At 72.1% G+C, this 19,803-nt stretch carries 18 protein-coding genes; 9 read left to right on the forward strand and 9 right to left on the reverse strand.

What is annotated here, in order from left to right:
- Positions 1-50: 50 nt before the first annotated feature.
- The gene (locus tag ACH4TL_RS13175; protein WP_398326900.1) at positions 51-719 is read right to left on the reverse strand and encodes a hypothetical protein; all 669 of its coding nucleotides are present in this window, start codon (positions 717-719) and stop codon (positions 51-53) included.
- A gap of 245 nt (positions 720-964) precedes the next feature.
- Here ACH4TL_RS13175 and ACH4TL_RS13180 point away from each other — a divergent pair, with 245 nt between their 5' ends.
- Positions 965-2,857 carry an amino acid transporter gene (locus ACH4TL_RS13180; protein WP_398327312.1) on the forward strand — a complete coding sequence of 631 codons (1,893 nt, stop codon included), beginning with the start codon at positions 965-967 and terminating at the stop codon, positions 2,855-2,857.
- Between the two features lie 15 nt (positions 2,858-2,872).
- Here ACH4TL_RS13180 and ACH4TL_RS13185 read toward each other — a convergent pair whose 3' ends face one another.
- The gene (locus ACH4TL_RS13185) at positions 2,873-3,391 is read right to left on the reverse strand and encodes a GNAT family N-acetyltransferase (RefSeq protein ID WP_398326903.1); all 519 of its coding nucleotides are present in this window, start codon (positions 3,389-3,391) and stop codon (positions 2,873-2,875) included.
- Positions 3,388-4,722, reverse strand: a complete 1,335-nt coding sequence (locus ACH4TL_RS13190) for a radical SAM protein (RefSeq protein WP_398326906.1) — start codon at positions 4,720-4,722, stop codon at positions 3,388-3,390. Before ACH4TL_RS13190 ends, ACH4TL_RS13185 begins: the two co-directional genes overlap by 4 nt.
- A 130-nt stretch (positions 4,723-4,852) precedes the next feature.
- On the opposite strand from ACH4TL_RS13190, the gene ACH4TL_RS13195 reads away from it, so the two are divergent.
- The 4 genes from ACH4TL_RS13195 to ACH4TL_RS13210 are packed head-to-tail and all read left to right on the forward strand — an operon-like array spanning position 4,853 to position 9,635.
- Positions 4,853-5,911 carry an NAD(+)/NADH kinase gene (locus tag ACH4TL_RS13195; RefSeq protein WP_398326909.1) on the forward strand — a complete coding sequence of 353 codons (1,059 nt, stop codon included), beginning with the start codon at positions 4,853-4,855 and terminating at the stop codon, positions 5,909-5,911.
- Between the two features lie 30 nt (positions 5,912-5,941).
- Positions 5,942-6,556, forward strand: a complete 615-nt coding sequence (locus tag ACH4TL_RS13200) for a 2Fe-2S iron-sulfur cluster-binding protein (protein WP_398326912.1) — start codon at positions 5,942-5,944, stop codon at positions 6,554-6,556.
- The gene (locus tag ACH4TL_RS13205; RefSeq protein ID WP_398326915.1) at positions 6,553-7,548 is read left to right on the forward strand and encodes an FAD binding domain-containing protein; all 996 of its coding nucleotides are present in this window, start codon (positions 6,553-6,555) and stop codon (positions 7,546-7,548) included. The genes ACH4TL_RS13200 and ACH4TL_RS13205 overlap by 4 nt, the downstream gene beginning before the upstream one ends.
- Positions 7,545-9,635: a xanthine dehydrogenase family protein molybdopterin-binding subunit gene (locus tag ACH4TL_RS13210; RefSeq protein WP_398326918.1), complete on the forward strand. Its 2,091-nt coding sequence runs from the start codon at positions 7,545-7,547 to the stop codon at positions 9,633-9,635. Before ACH4TL_RS13205 ends, ACH4TL_RS13210 begins: the two co-directional genes overlap by 4 nt.
- 134 nt (positions 9,636-9,769) lie before the next feature.
- Here ACH4TL_RS13210 and ACH4TL_RS13215 read toward each other — a convergent pair whose 3' ends face one another.
- On the reverse strand, positions 9,770-10,924 hold the full coding sequence (locus ACH4TL_RS13215) for a S1 family peptidase (RefSeq protein WP_398326920.1): 1,155 nt from the start codon (positions 10,922-10,924) through the stop codon (positions 9,770-9,772).
- Positions 10,925-11,159: 235 nt separating this feature from the next.
- Between ACH4TL_RS13215 and ACH4TL_RS13220 the strand changes: the two genes are divergently transcribed.
- Together ACH4TL_RS13220 and ACH4TL_RS13225 are read left to right on the forward strand one after the other, a co-directional pair.
- Positions 11,160-11,408 (forward strand): hypothetical protein, encoded by a 249-nt coding sequence (locus ACH4TL_RS13220; protein ID WP_398326923.1) that lies wholly within the window; start codon positions 11,160-11,162, stop codon positions 11,406-11,408.
- A 17-nt stretch (positions 11,409-11,425) separates the two neighbouring features.
- Complete coding sequence (locus ACH4TL_RS13225; protein WP_398326925.1) at positions 11,426-11,794, forward strand: hypothetical protein; 369 nt, start codon at positions 11,426-11,428, stop codon at positions 11,792-11,794.
- A gap of 18 nt (positions 11,795-11,812) precedes the next feature.
- On the opposite strand, the gene ACH4TL_RS13230 is transcribed toward ACH4TL_RS13225, so the two are convergent.
- From ACH4TL_RS13230 to ACH4TL_RS13240, 3 genes are all read right to left on the reverse strand, one after another.
- Complete coding sequence (locus ACH4TL_RS13230) at positions 11,813-12,898, reverse strand: acyltransferase family protein (RefSeq protein WP_398326927.1); 1,086 nt, start codon at positions 12,896-12,898, stop codon at positions 11,813-11,815.
- Positions 12,899-13,079: 181 nt separating this feature from the next.
- A complete protein-coding gene (dhaL, locus tag ACH4TL_RS13235; RefSeq protein WP_398326930.1) occupies positions 13,080-13,790 on the reverse strand; it encodes a dihydroxyacetone kinase subunit DhaL in 711 nt (236 codons plus the stop codon).
- A 43-nt stretch (positions 13,791-13,833) separates the two neighbouring features.
- The gene (locus tag ACH4TL_RS13240; RefSeq protein WP_398326932.1) at positions 13,834-14,832 is read right to left on the reverse strand and encodes a dihydroxyacetone kinase subunit DhaK; all 999 of its coding nucleotides are present in this window, start codon (positions 14,830-14,832) and stop codon (positions 13,834-13,836) included.
- A 192-nt stretch (positions 14,833-15,024) separates the two neighbouring features.
- On the opposite strand from ACH4TL_RS13240, the gene ACH4TL_RS13245 reads away from it, so the two are divergent.
- Positions 15,025-16,029 (forward strand): 1-aminocyclopropane-1-carboxylate deaminase, encoded by a 1,005-nt coding sequence (locus ACH4TL_RS13245; protein ID WP_398326935.1) that lies wholly within the window; start codon positions 15,025-15,027, stop codon positions 16,027-16,029.
- Positions 16,030-16,085: 56 nt separating this feature from the next.
- On the opposite strand, the gene ACH4TL_RS13250 is transcribed toward ACH4TL_RS13245, so the two are convergent.
- Positions 16,086-16,409 carry a plasmid stabilization protein gene (locus ACH4TL_RS13250; RefSeq protein ID WP_398326938.1) on the reverse strand — a complete coding sequence of 108 codons (324 nt, stop codon included), beginning with the start codon at positions 16,407-16,409 and terminating at the stop codon, positions 16,086-16,088.
- Positions 16,410-16,633: 224 nt separating this feature from the next.
- Here ACH4TL_RS13250 and ACH4TL_RS13255 point away from each other — a divergent pair, with 224 nt between their 5' ends.
- Positions 16,634-18,649, forward strand: a complete 2,016-nt coding sequence (locus tag ACH4TL_RS13255) for a spermidine synthase (RefSeq protein WP_398326941.1) — start codon at positions 16,634-16,636, stop codon at positions 18,647-18,649.
- Positions 18,650-18,721: 72 nt separating this feature from the next.
- Here the strand turns inward: ACH4TL_RS13255 and ACH4TL_RS13260 are convergent, their stop codons facing one another.
- On the reverse strand, positions 18,722-19,780 hold the full coding sequence (locus tag ACH4TL_RS13260) for a hypothetical protein (RefSeq protein WP_398326944.1): 1,059 nt from the start codon (positions 19,778-19,780) through the stop codon (positions 18,722-18,724).
- Positions 19,781-19,803: the final 23 nt, after the last annotated feature.

Genomic DNA, 19,803 nt, shown 5'->3' on the forward strand with positions numbered 1-19,803 from the left:
ACTCCCACGAGGCGTTCCGGTTCGTCCGGTCGGGTGTCGGTCGGCGCGGGTCAGCCGGTGGGCGCGCCACCCGGGCTGGCCGGGACCTTCGGCATCGGGGTGAACACGTCCAGCCCCATCACGGCCGCGATCAGCAGGCCGATGATGCCGAGCGCCACCGCGCCCCAGGCCACGGCCGAGACCCAGTTGGCGCCCGAGGCCGACGCGGCGGAGCGCTGCCGCAGCAGCACCACGGCGGCGATCACCACGGCCGCGAGCCCGAACAGCCCGTTGAGGAAGGCCGTGGTGTGCCACGGCGTGCCGTAGACCGCCTCGATCTGGTTGGCGGCGGCCCCGGACTGGGCCTTGATCTGCCCGGTCAGCTGCGCACGCTCCTGGAGCATGGTGCCCAGCCAGGTGCCGGTGAGCGAGGCGAGCCCCAGGCCCGCGGAGGCCACCGCGGCGGCGCCGGAGAACACTCCGGTGGAGGCCGCCAGGGCGGTGGCCGGAGCGGTGGCGGGCTCGTCGAGGCCGTCCGCGCCGGAGTCGTCGGTGGCGGCGTCGGCACCGGAGTCGGTGGCCGGGGCCGCGGCGGACTTCTCGGTGGACTTCCCGGCGGGAGCCTCGGTCTGCGACTTGCGGTCGGAGACAGCGTTCGGGACACCCTCCGCCGTTGCTTCTTCGGCTTCTGCGGGCTGCGCTGTGCGGTCGGTCGGTTGGTCCGTCTTGGTGGTGTCCATGGGGCGGACCGTAGGTGCCGAAAATGAGAGTCCGCTGAGAATGAGCCGCGCCCTCCGGCCGGGTGCCGCCGACCGGTGCGCACGGGCCGCTGCGCATACGCTGGCCAGGCAGTCTCACGATGGCTGAATCTTTTCGCCACACCGGGCCGCACCGACAGGAGCACATCGTGACCGGCTCTCCTCACGGCCGCTCCGCCGCGCACCGCGGACCGCGGGCGCGGCTGCGCACATGGCTGCTGGAGGGCATGACCGACATCGCCAAGCGGCAGCCCGGGGCGCGCGCGGAACCGGAGGGCGCGCACGAGGGCCGCCCGTGGTGGCGGGTCATGTGTCTGACCGGCCTCGACTACTTCTCGACCCTCGGATATCAGCCCGGTATCGCCGCCCTCGCCGCCGGGCTGCTCTCCCCGCTGGCCACGGTCGTGCTGGTGCTGGTGACCCTCGTGGGCGCGCTGCCGGTGTACCGGCGGGTGGCCGTCGAGAGCCCGCACGGCCAGGGCTCGGTCGCGATGCTGGAGCGGCTGCTGACCTTCTGGAAGGGCAAGCTCTTCGTCCTCACCCTGCTCGGCTTCGCCGCGACCGACTTCCTGATCACCATCACCCTCTCGGCCGCCGACGCCACCGCCCATCTGGTGGAGAACCCGCACCTCACCGACCCGCTGCACGGCCACGAGGTGGCCATCACCCTCGTCCTCATCGGGCTCCTCGGCGCGGTCTTCCTCAAGGGCTTCATCGAGGCCATCGGGCTGGCCGTCGTCCTGGTCGGCGCGTATCTGCTGCTCAACGCCGTCGTGGTGGCCGTGGGACTGTGGCACGTCTTCACCGCGCCGCATGTGATCACCGACTGGACCGCCGCGCTCACTGCCCAGCGCGGCAGCCCCGTGGCCATGATCGCCGTATCCCTGGTGATCTTCCCCAAGCTGGCGCTCGGGCTGTCCGGGTTCGAGACCGGTGTCGCCGTCATGCCGCACATCGAGGGCAAGCCGGGCGACACCGAGGAGCGCCCCACCGGCCGCATCCACGGCGCCCGGAAGCTGCTCACCACCGCGGCGGTGATCATGAGTGTGTTCCTGATCACGTCCAGCCTGATCACCACCCTGCTGATCCCGCAGAGCGCGTTCAAGCCGGGCGGTCCGGCCAACGGCCGCGCCCTCGCCTACCTCGCCCACGATTACCTGGGGACCGCTTTCGGCAGCGTCTACGACGCCGTCACCATCGCCATCCTCTGGTTCGCCGGCGCCTCCGCCATGGCCGGGCTGCTCAACCTCATGCCCCGCTACCTCCCGCGCTACGGCATGGCGCCCCACTGGGCGCGCGCGGTGCGCCCGATGGTGCTCGTCTTCACCCTCATCGCGTTCCTGGTGACCTGGCTGTTCAAGGCCAATGTGGACGCCCAGGGCGGGGCGTACGCCACCGGTGTCCTCGTCCTCATCACCTCCGCCACCATCGCCGTCACCATCGCCGCACGGCGCGCCCGGCAGCGCCGCTGGACGCTCGGGTTCGGGACCATCGCGGTCGTCTTCCTCTACACCACGGCCGCCAACGTCGTCGAACGGCCCGACGGCGTCAAGATCGGCGCCTGCTTCATCGGCGGCATCATCGCCGTGTCCCTGCTGTCCCGGGCCGCCCGGGCCTTCGAGCTACGGGTCACCAGCGTCACCTTCGACGACATGGCCCGGCGGTTCATCCGCGACACCGCGCACCGCAAGATCCGCTTCATCGCCAACAAGCCGCAGGCCTGTGACCTGGCCGAATACCGTGACAAGGAGCAGGAGATCCGGGCCGACAACGACATCCCGCCCGAGGACGACATCATCTTCGTCGAGGTCACCGTCGCCGACCCGTCCGAGTTCGAAAGCGAGCTGCGGGTGTGCGGAAAGGTCATGCACGGCCGCTACCGGGTGCTCACGCTGGAGAGCGCCACCGTCGCCAACGCGCTCGCCGCCATGCTGCTGACGGTGCGCGACGAGACCGGCCAGCGGCCGCACATCCACTTCGAGTGGACCGAGGGCAACCCCCTCGCCCAGTTCCTCCGCTTCTTCCTCTTCGGACAGGGCGAGGTGGCCCCCGTCACCCGCGAGGTCCTCCGCGAGGCCGAACCCGACCGCAACCGGCGCCCCCACATCCACGTCGGCTGACCACCACGGAGTGCCTCACGCCACGACCGCCCGCCACCGGACCTCGCCGTCCTGCCGGTGACCGGTGGGCGCGAGCCCGGCGGCGCGGGCGACCCCCTCCGAGGCCCGGTGACGGGGGTGGATATGCGCGACGACCCGGGCCACGCCACGGGCCGTGAGCCACCCCACCAGCGCCCGGGCCGCCTCCGTGGCGTATCCGCGGCCCTGCCACGGAACCCCCACCACCCAGGCGACCTCGGCGGTGAGGTCGGCCGCGGGGCCGCTGACCGTGGCCTGGACCGTGCCCACCAGACACCGCTCGGCGGATGCGTGGAGCACCCAGTTGCACCAGGCCACGTCCGGGTCCGGCGAGCCCGCGGTCAGGCGTTCGTAGCGGGCGCGCAGGGCCGCCGGGTCCAAGGGGGCGCCGCCGGTGAAGGTGTGCAGGGCCGGGTCGGACAGCACCTCGGCCATCTCCGGCGCGTGCTCGGGCAGCAGCGGCCGCAGCTCCAGCCGCGCGGCGGGTACGGCCGCCGCGCGGACGGGGTGGCTCATTCGGCCGCCGCGGCCACGGGCTCGTCGGCGGACAGGCTGTCCATGAAGGAGCTGACCGAGAACACCGCCCGGCCGGGCCCGGCCGGACCGTAGCCCGGGGGCGAGGTCAGGCCGTACTCCTCCAGCGTCGCCCGGTAGGTCTGGAGCAGCCGGATGTGGTACTCCAGCGGCGCGCCCTGGGGGTTGGCCTTGCCGAGCGGGGTGGTCGGCTCCGGGCACCAGGTGGTGAAGCGGGGGACGACACCGTTCGACATGAAGAACCGCAGCCCCTCGGCGGTCGAGTCGATGGCCTCGTCCACGCTCGTGAAGCCGAACGGCTCGGCCATCTCCACGCCCGCCACGAAGTTGGGGATCACATTGCGCGCCCCGAACACCTCGGTCGAGTCCAGGATCCGCCGGTGCCACTCGTCGCGGCCGACGTAGCGCTCCTTGCCCGGGCAGTACAGCTCGAACAGCCGCCGGTCCCACACCTCGAAGTTGGGGTGGTAGATGCGGATGCCGTAGTCGTGGAAGCGCTGGACGTCGTCGCGCGGCAGCGCCTGCGCCACCACCTTGCCGATCCAGCGGCCCGGGAACCGCTCCTCGATGGCCTTCGCGTAGTGGCCGTAGAAGTCGGCCTCGTCGCGGCCGCCGACGTGCGAGGTGATCGAGCCGCCGGTGAGGGTGTACGCCTGGGAGGCACCGGCGGTGTCGTGCCGGTCGATGATCTCCAGCGCCTCCAGCACCTCCTCGACCGGCTTGACCCCGGTGTACGGGCGGCCCGCCGCCTTGTGCTGGCGCCAGTTGTGGTTGATGTCGCAGTACTGGCACTCCTCCTTGGCGCCGAAGTACTGGCACACCCGGAACACCGTCAGATAGACGAGATAGCCCCACTGGATGGTCGGCGCGACCTCCATCACCGACTTGCCGTTCGACAGCGTGTGCCGGTAGTAGTCCGGCATCGGCGGCAGGCCGACATCCGCGATCCGGGTCCCGTCCAGGTACAGCCCCAGCGCCCCGTCCTCCCCGGCGCGCACCACGTACGGCGAGTCCGGGTTGACCCGCACCGACACCACGGTGCGCCGCAGCCCGTACGGCCCGCCGGTGAGCACGACCTCCTCCGGCGGCCGGTTGAGCGCGGCGGCGCCCAGCTCGGGGAGGGTGCGGTGGTCGAAGGAGAAGATGAAGTACGACTTCGGCTTGACGTCCCCGTCGTCGCCGCCGCTGAGCGCTGACTCGTCGAAGGCCATGCCGCCGCGCAGCAGATCCTCCTTGATCACCGCCTCCGGCGGTACCTCCGGGAAGCGTCCCATCAGCTCCTCGACCAGCGCGGTACGGTTCGGACTCGTCATCTGCTGCACCCTCCCTGACTCGATGAGGCTCGTCGGCTCCCCCGCGGATCTGTCGTCAGCCTAGATCAACCCCCACGCCCGGCCCGCCGCCGGGCACCGCGCGCCGGGGCGCCCTACGGTGGGAAGGAGGATGTCTGTCAACCGGCTCGGCCTGGTCGTCCACCAGGCCCGCCCCACCGCCGTCGCGGCGGCCCGTGCCGCGCACTCCTGGGCCGCGGCGCGGGGGATCTCCTGCACCGAGATCGACGTATGGCGCGGGGACCATCCGCGGCGCAGCGCGCAGGAGGAGTCAGCGGCGGCCGGGCATCCCGATCTGATCGTCACCTTCGGGGGCGACGGCACGTTCCTGCGCGGGGCCCGGATCGCCGCCAGGGACGGCGCCGCGGCGCTGGGGGTGAACGTGGGCCGGGTCGGCTTCCTCACCGAGATCACCCCCGACGACGTGCCGCGCGCCCTGGACGCCGTGCAGGCGGGGCACACCACGGTCGAGGAGCGCATGATGCTCACGCTGCGGGCGTCGCGGCCGCTGGACATGCCCGCCGGGATGGACGCGCTGCTGCGGTACGGACGCGGGCCGGTGCTGCCCCCGCCGAAGATCCGGCCCGGCGGCCCCGAAGAGGTCGGCTGGGGCGTCGCCCTGGACGTCACCGCCCTCAACGACGTCGTGTTCGAGAAGCTGGCCCGTGACCGCCAGGCCGGTCTCGCGGTCTATGTGGCCGGGCAGTTGCTCGCCTCGTACTCGGCCGACGCCGTCATCGTGGCCACCCCCACCGGCTCCACCGCCTACAGCTTCTCCGCGGGCGGCCCGGTCCTCTCCCCACACCTGGACGCGGTCGTCTTCACCCCCGTCGCCCCGCACATCGCCTTCGACCGCACCGTGGTGGCCGCGATGGACGAGGCCGTCGCGATCCGGGTGCTGCCGCACTCCGGGCGGGTGGCCGTGTCCATCGACGGCCAGCTGCGCGGGGTGCTGGAGCCGGGCGACTGGGTGGCGGCGTACCGGGCCCCGGCCCGGCTGCGGCTGGTGCGGATGCGGCCCACCGAGTTCTACCACCGGCTGCGCGACCGCTTCCGGCTCGCCGACTCGCCCGCCGCCGACCAGGCCCCGCCGTTCTACCGGCCCCGCAGCCCGGTCCCCGACGACCTCGCCCATCTGCGGCTGCCGCCCCCGCCACCGGACGCGCCCTGAAGGCACGTACTTGAAAGATGCGTCCTGAAGATGCGGGGCCCCCAACCCGGTGCCATGGTGAGGGTTGTGACAGCTCAGAGGTTTCACACCGATCTCACGCTGCGTGTCAACGGCGCCGAGCGGCCCCTCACCCTCGACAACCGGGTCACCCTGCTGGACGCCCTGCGCGAACACCTCGCGCTGACCGGCACCAAGAAGGGCTGCGACCACGGCCAGTGCGGCGCCTGCACGGTCCTGATCGACGGCGAACGGGTGAACAGCTGCCTGGTGTTCGCCGTGACCGCGGCGGGCCGCGACATCACCACCATCGAGGGTGTCGCGGGCCTCGCCGCCACGGACGATCTGCACCCGCTCCAGCGGGCGTTCCTGGAACACGACGGCTTCCAGTGCGGCTACTGCACCCCGGGCCAGATCTGCTCCGCCATCGGCGCGCTCGCCGAGGCGGCCCGCGGCTGGCCCAGCCACGTCACCGAGGACGTGGCCGCCGGTGTCCGCGCGCCCGACGCCCTGGACGACGACGAGATCCGGGAGCGGATGAGCGGCAACCTGTGCCGCTGCGGGGCCTACCGCGGCATCCTGGACGCCATCCGTGAGGCCGCCGGGCCGGACGGCCGGGGCGTGCCGGTGCGGGGCGGTGTGCGATGAAGCCCTTCGCGTACGAACGCGCCACCCGCCCCGAGGCCGCCGCCACCCTCGTCGCCGACTCCACCGAGGCGGTGTACCTGGCCGGCGGCACCAACCTGGTGGACCTGATGAAGCTCGGCGTCACCGAGCCCGCCCTGCTCGTGGACATCACCGGACTGCCGTACGACCGCATCGAGCACCGCCCCGACGGCGGGGTGCTCATCGGAGCCCTGGTGTCCAATGGCGAACTCTCCGGCGACCGCGGCATCCGGACCCGTTTCCCGGCCCTCGCGCAGGCACTGCTGGCGGGTGCCTCGGGACAGCTGCGCACCCGCGCCACCACCGGCGGCAATCTGCTCCAGCGCACCCGCTGCGTGTACTTCCAGGACGTCACCAAGCCCTGCAACAAGCGGTCCCCGGGCACGGGTTGCTCCGCCGTCGAGGGCAGCCACCGCGACCTCGCCGTCATCGGCACCTCCGACGCCTGCGTGGCCACCAACCCCTCCGACATGGCGGTGGCCATGGCCGCGCTCGACGCCGTCGTCCATCTGCGGCGCGTCGACGGCAGCCCGCGCACCGTGCCGCTCGCCGACTTCTACCTGCTGCCCGGCGACACCCCGCACCGGGAGAACGTGCTCCAGCCCGGCGACCTCGTCACCGGCGTCGAGCTGCCCCCGCCCCCGCCCGGCGCCATGCACTACCGCAAGGTGCGCGACCGCTGGTCCTACGCGTTCGCCGTGGTGTCCCTCGCCGCCGTGGCCGCCACCGACGACGGGGGAGCGCTGCGGGAGATCCGGCTCGCGTTCGGCGGGGTGGCGCCCAAGCCGTGGCGCGCGCACAAGGCCGAGCGGCTGCTGACCGGACAGCGGCCGACCGAGGACGCGCTGCGGACCGCGGCCCTGGCCGAATTCGCCGCGGCGCGCCCGCTGCCGCACAACGCCTTCAAGATCGGCCTCGCCGTGGACCTCGTCGCGGCCACCGTGCGCGACCTCGTGGCAGGGGAGGGGCGATGACCACACTCGAACGCACCGTGGGCGCCGAGGTGACCCGGATCGAGGGGCGCGACAAGGTCACCGGCACCGCGCTCTACGCGTACGAATACCCCGTACCGGACGCCCTCTACGGGGTGGCCGTGCAGTCCACCGTCGTCCGCGGCCGGGTGCGCTCCGTCGAACCCGGCGCCGCGCTCGCCCTCCCCGGGGTCGTCGCCGTGCTGGACAGCGGCAGTGTGCCGCGGCTGCACCCGACCGACGACCCGGAGCTGTCCGTCCTCCAGTCCGCCGAGGTCGCCTACCGCGGGCAGATCGTGGCGGCCGTCGTCGCGGACACCTTCGAGACGGCGTGTCAGGCCGCGGCGGCGGTGCGCGTCACCTACGAGGAGGAGCCGTACGACGTCGGCCTGCGCGACGGCGACCCGGACATCTTCGTCCCCGACACGGTCAACGCCGGATACCCGGGCCGGGCGGAGACCGGCGACGTGGACACCGCCCTGGCCACGGCGCCGGTCACCGTCGACGCCACGTACACCACACCGCCCGAGCACACCAGCGCGATGGAGCCGCACGCCACCCTCGCGGTCTGGGACGGCGACACGCTGACCCTCTACAACGGCGACCAGGGGCCCTGGATGACGGCGAACACGCTCGCCGCCCTCTTCGGGCTCCCCGAGGGCGCGGTGCGGATCGTGGCGGACCATGTGGGCGGCGGCTTCGGCTCCAAGGCGGTGCCCCGGCCGCCCACGGTGCTCGCCGCGCTGGCCGCGCGCGCCGTCGGCCGCCCGGTGAAGCTGGCGGCGACCCGGCAGCAGATGTTCACCATGGTCTCCTACCGGACCCCGACCGTGCAGCGCGTCCGGCTGGGCGCCGAACGCGACGGCCGGCTCACCGCGATCTCGCACAACGCGCTCCAGCAGAGCTCCCGGCTCACCGCGTACTGCGAGCAGACGGTCGCCGCCACCCGCATGATGTACGCGGCGCCCCACCGCCGCACCATCCACCGCCTGGCGCAGCTGGACGTTCCCACGCCGTCGTGGATGCGGGCGCCCGGCGAGGCGCCGGGGATGTTCGCGCTGGAGAGCGCGATGGACGAGCTGGCGTACGCGCTGGACATGGACCCCGTCGAGCTGCGGGTGGTCAACGAACCGTCCGTGGACCCCGAGACGGGGCACCCCTTCAGCAGCCGCAACCTGGTCGCCTGTCTGCGCGAGGGCGCGGCCCGGTTCGGCTGGGCCGGGCGTGACCCCCGCCCCGGCCGCCGCCGCGAGGGGCGCTGGCTGGTGGGTACCGGCGTGGCCGCGGGCAACTACCCGGCCACCACCTGGCCCGCCGCGGCCACCGCCCGCGCGGAGCCGGACGGGCGGTTCACCGTGCGGATCGCCGCGGTCGACATCGGCACCGGCGCCCGTACCGCACTGACCCAGGTGGCCGCGGACGAACTCGGCGTGGCGCTGGACCGGGTCACCCTGGACATCGGCCGCAGCGTCCATGGCTTGGCACCCTTCGCCGGGGGCTCCATGGGCACCAGCTCTTGGGGGTGGGCGGTGAGCAAGGGGTGCCGGGCGCTGGCCAAGCGGCTCGACGAGGTGTCGGGTAAGATCCCGCCCGGCGGTCTTGAGGCCCACGCGGACACCACCGAGGACATCAGGGCCCGCAAGGACCTCTCGCGCCACGCCTTCGGCGCCCAGTTCGCCGAGGTGCGGGTGGACACGGACACCGGGCAGGTACGGGTCGACCGGCTGCTGGGGATGTTCGCCGCCGGACGCATCATCAACGCCCGTACGGCCCGCTCGCAGCTGCGCGGCGGCATGTGCATGGGGCTGTCGGCGGCCCTGTACGAAAACCTCGAACTCGACCCGAACTTCGGCGACTTCGCCAACCATGACCTCGCCACCTACCACGTGGCGGCACACGCCGATGTGCGCGATGTCGAGGCGCACTGGATCGAGGAGGAGGACGACCAGCTCAGCCCGATCGGCGCCAAGGGCGTCGGGGAGCTGGGCATCGTCGGCACGGCCGCGGCCATCGCCAACGCCGTCCATCATGCGACCGGGGTGCGGGTGCGTGACCTGCCGATCACCCTGGAGCGGGTGCGCCCGGCCTGACGTACCGGCCTGGCGCGCTGACCAGCTGACACGTCCTGAGATACTGGAGGGGGCGGAAACGCCCCGCCCGGGTGTCCCGCGGTAACGGCGCGGGACACCCGGAGCATGAGGGTCAGCCGTTCAACGGCATCCCCTTACTGGGCGGCCCCGCCACCGGCACCGCCGTCGCCGATGGTGGCGCCGACCGCCTCCAGCGCGGTGGTCACCGGCTGGAAGAACGTCTCACCGCCCGAGGTGCAGTCGCCGCTGCCGCCGGAGGTCAGGCCGATGGCCTTGCCGTCCTCGGTGAAGAGCGAGCCGCCGCTGTCGCCGGGCTCGGCGCACACGTCGGTCTGGATGAGCCCGCTGACCGAGCCCTCCGCGTAGTTGACGGTCGCGTTCAGACCGGTCACCGAGCCGCCGTTCAGCCCGGTGGTGCTGCCCATGCGCTGCACCTCCTGGCCCACCGACGCCTCGGCCGCCTCGGTGATGTCCACCTTCTTGCCGTCGCCGGTGTTGACCGTGCTCGGGGCGTTGGTGGCGGCGTCGTCGTACGTGGCGAGCGCGAAGTCGCCGGTGCCCGGGAAGGTGGCGTCCTGGACCGTGGCGACCGGGGCGCCGTCCTGGGTCTCCGACCACTCCTTGGCCGCGACACCGCAGTGCCCGGCGGTCAGGAAGCCGGGGTCCCCGCTCTCGGTGGTGACGTTGAACCCGAGCGAGCAGCGCGAACCGCCGCCGAAGATGGCGTCACCGCCCTCGGCGAAGGTCTTGAACGTGCCAGCGGAGCGCTTGACGTCGGCCATGTCCGCGCCCAGCGACTTCACGGTGGACTGGAGGGTGTCCCACTTCGCGCCCTTGACGGTGCTGTCCGCCGTGACCTGGAGCTTGTTGGTCTTGGGGTTGATGGCCCAGGCGGTGCCCGCCATCGTGGCCTTCTTCTTGAGCGTCGACTCGGCCGCCTTCAGCGACTTCATGCTGTTCTTGGCGCTCTTGGCGACGGCCCCGGCGCTCTTGACCGCGGCGACGTCGACATTGTTGTTGTCACCGATGACATTGACGATGACCTGCTGCTGGTCCTTGTCGTACCAGGCACCGCCGAACGCCTCGCCCAGGCTCGACGCGAGCTGCGCGATCGCGTCCGAGGCGGACGAGGAGTTGAACGCCTTGGGCTTGGCGTCGAGGGCCTCGGACTTCTTGTCCTGCGAGGCATTGGCGTTGGGCAGCACAATGGCGGCGCCCGCGATGGCGGCGGCAGCGGCGGCCCCAATGATGATCTTTGTCTTGGGGGCGCGCTTGTGACTCCGGCTCAACTTGCTACCTCCTGTGGGGCGCACGGGGTCGTACGCAGGGGACGGGGTTCGCTACGGCAGTTGATACGGCTCGGCCGCTGGTTGTGTTCAGACCAAATTCGCCGCCGCGCGGTGACGGGGCTCACACCCGCGAACGAGGAGCGGCAATGTCTGCATTGGTGTCCGTGTGCGGGGTACCGGGCGTCCTGTGTCCCTTTCCGCTCAACGGGACCCGCCTACGAGAGAGGAGCGCATCGTGAGTGACGACCGGCGACCCGAAGCCCCCGGCGAGAGTGCCCCGGCCATCCCCAGGGACCTGCCCGACCAGCAGGCCCAGGGCGGCCCGGACCCGCTGGACATCACCGGCGGCACACCGCACACCGCTCCGCCCCACCACCCGGAAGACGTCCCCGACCTGGACGAACCCGGCACCCGCCGGCGCGGAAAGGGGCACAGCGGGGGCGTACACCCCGAGGCGCCGGTGCCCGACGAACCCACAGGATGACGAGGACGGTGTTCACGATGGCCAGTCCGGAACAGTCCGCCGCGCAGGTCGTGGTGGCCCTCAGCGGGCACTCCAAGGAGGACGCCGACGCCGTGTTCGGCGTGCTCCACGCCTGCTTCCCCTCCGGCCCGCACTCCGACGCCCCGCCGCGGGAGGAGGCCGAGGGGCACCCCACGGTGTGGAGCGAGACCTTCGAGGTGGCCGGTGTGCGGCGGGAGCCCGCCCCCACCCCGCTGGGCGCGCCCCTCACCGCCGACCTCCAGGGCGGCCCCCGCCAGGTGGAACAGCTGCGTGACGCCCTGGCCACCACCTTCGCCGTACGGGACGAGGGCCGGATGGCCGGTGACCAGGAGCGTGAACTGCGTCTGCGGCTGGAGAGCCGCTGAGCCGCTGGATTCCGGCCGCTAGGCCGCGCTCCGGGACTTCTCGTTACCGGTGTGCCGGAACGCCCATGCCATGCGTGGCTCGACCACCCCGCGGAAGACCCGCCGCACCGGCGCCGTGCACAGCAGCGTGATCATGGCGACGGCCGCGGCGGTCACCGTCAGCTCGCCGAGCGGGGTGTGCAGCCACGGATGGTCGTACCACCCGCCGAAGCGGGACGACTTGATGATGAAGCCGTGCAGCAGATAGCCGTACATCGTCCCCGCGCCGAGCGCCGTGAACCAGGTGCGGCGCCCCGGCACCCAGGCCAGGAAGCAGGCGGTGAGCACCAGCGCGCCCACGAAGAGGACGGGCGTGCTGATCAGTCCCGCCCACTCCGGTACGCCGCCCAGGGCCGCGACGCTCTTGCGGTGGTAGAACCACTCCGAGTTCCACCATGGCGCCACGACGTACGCCGTGACCAGCGCCGTGAGCGCGACCGGCAGCGCGATCCACCGGGCCCGCCAGGTGCGCAAGCGTGCGAAGTGCTCCTGGCGGAGGGTGAGCCCGAGCACGAAGAACGGCAGGAAGGCCAGGGTCCGCTGGAACGACAGATCACCGCCGGTCTCCGGCGAGAGCGAGCCGAGCGCGGCCACGGCCAGCGCGACCGGTACCGGATGGCGCAGCGCGAGCCACAGCGGGGTGGTGATCCGCCAGATGAACAGCGCGACCAGGAACCACATCACGTACCACGGGTCGAGCATGCTGAACGGCTCGTCCGGGTTGTCCTGCGCCCAGCGGGAGAAGAGGGTGTACGCCACCTCGAAGACGACGTACGGCACGACCACGCCGGTCACCAGCCGCTGGAGCCGCCTGGGCGCCATGTCGAAGGTGCGGGAGAAGTAGCCCGATATCAGCGCGAAGGCGGGCATGTGGAACGCGTACACCACGAGGTAGATGGCCATCGAGGCCCGGCTGCCGTACGTCAGTGGTTCCCATGCGTGGCCACAGGCCACCAGCACGATGGTGAGGTACTTCGCGTTGTCGAAGTATGCGTCGCGGGCCTTTCCGCGGGCCGCGCCCTCACCCCGTGCTGGTCGTTCCGCTGTGGACTGCGGAGTTGTCACACGGGTGGGGGTGTCCTGGTGCACTGCTTCTCCCGGTCACCGTTTCGATCGAGCCAGCGAGGTTTCCCGTTCGCCTGCCCGACGTGGCCCCGCTCATGACCATTCACGGTAGTGGCGAATGACACCCCACCTTTGCGGAACTGTCCGCATTCATCGAAATTCGATGAACTTCCCCAGAAGCTCAGTATTCGGCGCCCCGGTGCTCGGGAAGTCTGCTAACGGTGGTCAGTTCGCCATCGGCGGAGGCGAACAGCAGCGCCACCGCCAGGGCGCCCGGGTCGGGGACGCCGACCGCGTGGTCCCCGGTGTAGCTGGCCCGCCCGCGCCGGGCGCGCAGATAGGCGGTGGCCCGGGCACCGCGGTGGGCGGCCACCGCCGCGAGCCGCAGCGAGCGGGCCGGGTCGGCGGTCGGCGGGCAGTCGGCGAGCGCCTTCGCTGCCGGTAGCAGGGCGTCGACCATGGTCTTGTCGCCGACCTCGGCCTCGCCGACCCGCTGGATCGCGGCCGTACCGGCGGCGATCCCGGTGGCCAGCTCGCCGGTACCCGGCGGGGTCGGCGCGGCCGCGGCGACCGCGTCGGCCAGCTCCTGGAAGAGCAGGCCGAACAGCGGCCCGCTGGTGCCGCCGACGTCGTCGAGGAAGACCCCGGCGGCGGCCGCGAGCGGCGTCGCCGCGGTGTCCTCGCCGACCGTCGGGGTGGCCGACAGGCTGTCCAGGGCGCGGCGCACCCCGTCCATCCCGGTGGCGAGGTTGGCACCGAAGTCGCCGTCGCCCGCCTGCTGGTCCAGGGCGGTCAGCTCGGGCTCCACGGCCCGTACGGTGGCGGCGAAGCGCATCATCCAGGCGGTGACGGTGGCGCGGGTCAGGGAGCGCGGGGCGGGGTTCACGGACATGGGCGCGGGGCTCCTTGCGGCGTCGGGGGACCGGCGGTCGGGGTCACAGGGGCCAGGACGGGGTGCGGGCGGGGGCGTCCCACAGCCGCAGGACCTCGTCGTCGGTGGCGAGCAGCGACAGCGAGAAGCCACGCATGTCGAGGGCGCTGACGAAGGTGCCGGTCAGGGACCGGTCGAGGGCGGTGTCCCGGGCGTCGAGGGCCTTGGCGAGGAGGTGGTGGATCCCGTACAGCTCCAGCGAGGTGACCGAGCCCAGCCCGTTGACCAGCGCGAGAACCCGGGGCCGCGGACCAGGGGGGAGGGCGGCCAGCAGCCGGTCCACCATGGTCTCGACCAGCTTGCTGAGCGGGGCGTACGGCACGGTCTTGTCGGCGCGCTCGCCGTGGATGCCGACGCCGAACTCCAGCACGTCCTCGGGCAGGTCGAACGCCGGGGCCCCGGAGGCGGGGGTGGTGTGCGCGGCGGACGCGACGGCGAGGCTGCGGGCGCGGCGGGTCAGATCGACGCCGAGCGCCACGAGTTCGTCCAGGCCGCGCCCCTCGTCGGCGGCGGCGCCGAGGATCTTCTCCACGATCAGGGTGGCGCCGGTGCCGCGCCGCCCGACGGCGATCTCGTCGGAGTCGGTGGCGAGGTCGTCGTCGATCAGGACCCGCTCGCAGCGGATGCCCTCGTGGTGGAGGCGTTCGGCGGCGATGCCGAAGTTGATGCGGTCGCCGGTGTAGTTCTTGACCAGGTGCAGCACACCGTCGTCCCCGGCGACGGAGCGGCTGGCCTCGAAGATCTGCCGGTTGTGCGGCGAGGCGAAGATCCGGCCGGGGCAGGCGGCGTCCAGTATCCCGGCACCGACGAATCCGGCGTGCAGCGGTTCATGGCCGGACCCGCCGCCGGAGACCAGCCCGACCCGGCGGGCGGGCGAGGTGACCCGGGAACGGAAGTATCCGTGGCCGGGATGGTGTTCCACGAGGGCGGCGTGGGCGGTGGCGAAACCGGCGTGCGCGTCGGGGACCAGTGATTCGGACGAGTCGGCGAAGTACAGCGGCATGATCGCGGCTCCCCTGGAGGAGTGGGACGGACAGGGGCACTGGCTTCGATGGTCCGCCGCGATCGGTGGAACGGGCGCGCCGACCGACTCCAACGGACTACACGCATAGGCCGGTCGTGCGACGGGGTAGGGCTCCACACTGACCGCGGCGAACACACCACGGCGCACGTCCCCGGCCCCATGGAGCACGTCATGCCCCTCGACGACTTCCCCCGCCACCCCCTCCTCTTCGGCCCCAGCCCCGTCCACCCGCTCGACCGCCTCAGCGACCACCTGGGCGGGCCCCGTATCTGGGCCAAGCGCGAGGACTGCAACAGCGGGCTCGCCTACGGAGGCAACAAGACCCGCAAGCTCGAATACCTGGTCCCCGAGGCGCTGCGGCAGGGCGCCGACACCCTGGTGAGCATCGGCGGGGTGCAGTCCAACCACACCCGCCAGGTCGCGGCCGTGGCCGCCCGGCTGGGGCTGAAGGCCGTCCTGGTGCAGGAGAGCTGGGTGGACTGGCCCGACGCGGTCAACGACAAGGTCGGCAACATCCTGCTGTCCCGCCTGATGGGGGCGGACGTCCGGCTGGTCGACGCCGGGTTCGGCATCGGCGTCAAGGACAGCTGGACCCACGCGCTGGAGGAGGTGCGCGCCGCGGGCGGTAGGCCGTACCCGATCCCGGCCGGTGCCTCGGACCATCCGCTGGGCGGGCTGGGCTTCGCCAACTGGGCGTACGAGGTCGAGCGGCAGGAGCGCGAGCTGGGCGTGTTCTTCGACACCATCGTGGTGTGCAGCGTCACCGGCTCCACCCAGGCCGGGATGATCGCGGGGTTCGCCGGGCAGGACCGCCCCCGCCGGGTGCTGGGCATCGACGCCTCCGCGAAACCGGCCGAGACCCGCGCGAAGGTGGAGAAGATCGCGCGGAACACCGCGGAGCTGATCAGCATCGGCCGGGACCTGCGCGACGAGGAGATCACTCTGCTGGAGGGCTGGGCGGGCGACGCCTACGGCGTCCCGGTGGCCTCCACCGTCGACGCCATTCGCCTCACCGGCGGCCTGGAGGGCGTGATCCTCGACCCGGTGTACGAGGGCAAGTCCATGGCCGGGCTCATCGACCTCGTACGCAAGGGCGACATCCCCGCCGACTCCACCGTGCTGTACGCCCACCTCGGCGGCCAGCCCGCGCTCAACGCGTACAGCGGCGCCTTCTAAGCACGGGCGGAGCTACGGCGGCGGCCCGGGCCCCGGGCCGCCGCCGAAGGACCGGCCTACTTCCCCAGGGCCTTCTTCAGCTGGGACTTGGTCATATGGGAGCGGCCCTCGATGTTCCGGCGCTTGGCCTCGGCGTAGAGCTGGTCGCGGGTGGGGCCCTGCGCCCCGGAGTGCGAGCGCTGGCCGCCGCGCCGCGAGGGCGCCATGTCCTCGGTGGAGACGCGGCTCGCGGTCCGGGACTCCCCGGTGCGGGCGCGCTCCTTGTTCACCGTCCGGGCGGCCATCTCCTTGGCCCGGCGCTCGCTCGCGCCGCGCTGCTCCGCGCCCTTCTTGATGTGTTCGTACTGTCTCTCGCGCTTCGAGCTCGATCCCCTCGGCATGGTGTGCACCTTCTCTCCGGTGGACAAGCACAACAGAGACGGGCACCACCATTTTCGCTCCGGACACCCGGCCCGCAACAGCGCCGCCGCCACCCCGCCCGGCCGTTGGGCCCATCAGGTGAGATGTGCTCCGGGGGCGGTCGGACCGCCCTGCTGGTGCTCGACCTGCCCCGTGTCGGATGACAGCGTGGGCCGACATGGAGCACAGCCCTGGACCGCAAAACGTGCGCGCGAGGCTGCTGCTGGCCAGCGCCACCATGCTCTTCGTCGAGCTGGCGCTGATCCGGTGGACCGGCGCCAATATCGTCCATCTGAGCTATTTCTCGAACTTCATCCTCCTGGGCTCGTTCCTCGGAATCGGCCTCGGATTCCTCCTTCCCGCCGGCCGCGGGCAGTGGCTCACCCGCTGGGCGCCCATCCCGCTGGCCGTCCTCGTCGTGCTGGTCCGGGAGTTCCCGGTCCAGGTGCGGCAGAGCAGCGGCGAGGTCATCTACTTCACCGCCGTGAAGACCACCGGTCTGCCGCAGTGGGTCACCCTGCCCGTGCTGTTCGGGCTGACCGCGCTCATCATGGCGGCCATCGGCAAGATGACCGCCGACCAGTTCCGGCGGCTGCCGTCTCTTGAGGCGTACCGCTTCGACCTGCTCGGCTCCCTCACCGGCTCGGTGTCCTTCGCGCTGCTGTCCTGGCTGCGCGCCCCTTCGGTGGTGTGGGGTGTGCTGGCGGCGCTGGCGATGCTGGTGCTGGGCGGGCGGCGCAATACCATCCGGTACACGATCCCGCTGGCCGTGATGGTGGCGGTGCTGGCCCTGGAGTCGGCGGCCACCGGCATCTCCTGGTCGCCGTACTACAAGATCGAGGTCAAGCGGTCGGACTCGACCGCCCGTGACTACAACATCGCCGCCAACGGTGTTCCGCATCAGTCCATCGCCCCGATGAAGGCGCTGACGAAGCCGGGGTCACCGTACGAGCAGCCCTACCGCGAGACCCCGCGCAACTCCCACCGCCGGGTGCTGGTCATCGGCGCGGGCAACGGCAACGACGTCGCCCTCGCCCTCGCCCACGGGGCCCGGCGCGTGGACGCGGTGGAGATCGACCCGAGGCTCCAGGAGATCGGCGCCTCCCTGCACCCGGCCCGGCCGTACGACAACCCCCGGGTGCACGTCCACATCAACGACGGGCGGGCCTTCCTGGAGCAGACCGACGCCCGCTACGACCTGGTCGTCCTCGCGCTGCCTGACTCCCTGACCCTGGTGTCAGGGGCCAGCAATCTGCGCCTGGAGAGCTATCTGTTCACCCGGCAGGCGTTCGAGGCGGCCCATCGCCACCTGGCACCCGGCGGCGCGTTCGCCATGTACAACTACTACCGGCAGAACTGGCTCATCGACCGCTTCGGCGGCACCCTCACCTCCGTCTTCGGGCACGCCCCCTGCATCACCCACTACGGCAACAAGCGGGCCGCGGTCCTCGTCGCCGGCACCACCCCGGCCGCCCAGTCCTGCGGCGCCACGTGGAAGGCGTCCGGGCCGGTGCCGAAGGCCGCGACCGACGACCATCCGTTCCCGTATCTGCTGCACCGCACCATTCCCACCCTCTACCTCGGTGTGCTGGGCGCGATCCTGCTGGTGACCCTGGGGTCGGTGCGGCTGACCGGTGTGAAGCTGCGGCGGACCGTCCGATACGCCGACATGTTCCTGCTCGGTGCCGCCTTCATGCTGCTGGAGACGAAGAACGTCATCGGCTTCGCGCTGTACTTCGGCACCACCTGGCTGGTCAACGCCATGGTGTTCGCCGGGGTGCTGCTGGCGGTGCTGTCCGCGGTCGAGGTGCGGCGGCGGATCCGCAAGCTCAACCAGACGGCGCTCCAGCTCCTGCTGTTCGCGACCCTGGCCGTCTCCTGGCTCATCCCGGCCCATCTGGTGCTCGGGCTGCCCTTCGCCGGGCGTCTGGCCGCCGCGATCGCGCTGGCCTTCGCCCCCATCTTCTGCGCCAACCTCATCTTCTCCGACCGCCTCGCCGCGGCCTCCGATCCCACGTCGGCCTTTGGCGCCAACCTGCTCGGCTCGCTGGTCGGCGGCACCCTCGAATACCTCGCACTGGTCACCGGCTACCAGGCCCTGCTGCTGGTGGTGGCGGTGCTGTACGCGGGCGCCTGCGTCCTGATGCGCTTCACCCGGCCCGGTACGGGCGAGCGCGAGGAACACGAGCGGGTCGCCGTTCCCACGGCGCCGCAGCCCTGACCCCGGCGCCGTCAGACGCGACACGAGGCCGCCCCCGGCCCCTCTCACGGGCCGGGGGCGGCCTCATGCGTGTCACTCGAACATCACATAGTCCGGCCGTGGCCGCAGCGCCAGCACCTCCTTCGGCGTCATCAGCCGGCTGACCTCGGCGTCCTCCTCGTAGAAGAGCTTGAAGCCGGTGCGTACGCCCTCCGGCTGGTCCTTGACCAGCTGCCGCCAGGTGTCCCGCTTCATGCCCGGCGAGCCGATGCCGTCCGCGCTCTTGATCAGGACGACGCCGGGCTGCGGGCGCAGCGCGGACTGATCGCTGACCACGGACACAGCCACCTGGTGGAAGACGAGCGGCTTCTCCGGCAGATCGTGTTCCGCCACGACGTCGGACACATAGCGCGCCACGTCGGTCAGCTCCTGGCCGCTGGTGTGGCCGTAGGTGTCGCCCGGCACCTCGCCCGGGCCCATGTCCCACTCGGGGTCCAGCGCGATGCCCACGTCGGGCTCGACCAGCCACTTGCGCAGCGCCTTGACCTCGTCCAGCGCCGCCGCCCGCCCCGGCTGGATGTTGAGCAGCAGCATCGCGTCATGGCGCCGGGCCGCCTTGTGGAAACGGCGGATCGTGTCGTCCGGGACACGGGTGCGATAGGTGCCGTCCGGCCCCGCGGAGCTGTTGGTCACGGTCGCGAGCAGTTCGAGCACCGGCAGCGGCTCCCGGTCAGCGGCGTAGTCGCGCGCGGTCTTCTCGATCTCCTTGACCCGCTGGTCCAGGTCGCCGGTGCCGAGCCGGCCGAGCGCGGCGGCGCCGGGCAGTCCGCAGTACCCCACCAGGCGGTACCGGGACAGATCGCGGCCGCCGCGGGGGAGTTCGGGCCGCCGCTTGGTCGGCTTCGGCGACGGGGAGGCCGCCCTGTTGTCCGAGCCCGCGGCGGAGGTCTCGCGGCCCTTGGAGGGCGTGGGGCTCCTGGCCGGTTTGGTCCATTCGGTGCTCTGCTCGCCACATCCGGTGAGCAGACCGAGCCCGGCTGCCGCCGTCACCGAGAGCAGCCCCCGCCGGGTCGGCGGGGTGCCCTGTCCTCTGGTGTCGTCCTCCCGGATACGCTCGGCGCCGTTGTCCTGACCTGGTGTGGTGTGCGCCACGTTCCCTCCGTCCGCGGGCCGTT

The sequence above is a fragment of the Streptomyces sp. NPDC021115 genome (genome assembly GCF_044333065.1).
Classification (GTDB): Bacteria; Actinomycetota; Actinomycetes; order Streptomycetales; family Streptomycetaceae; genus Streptomyces.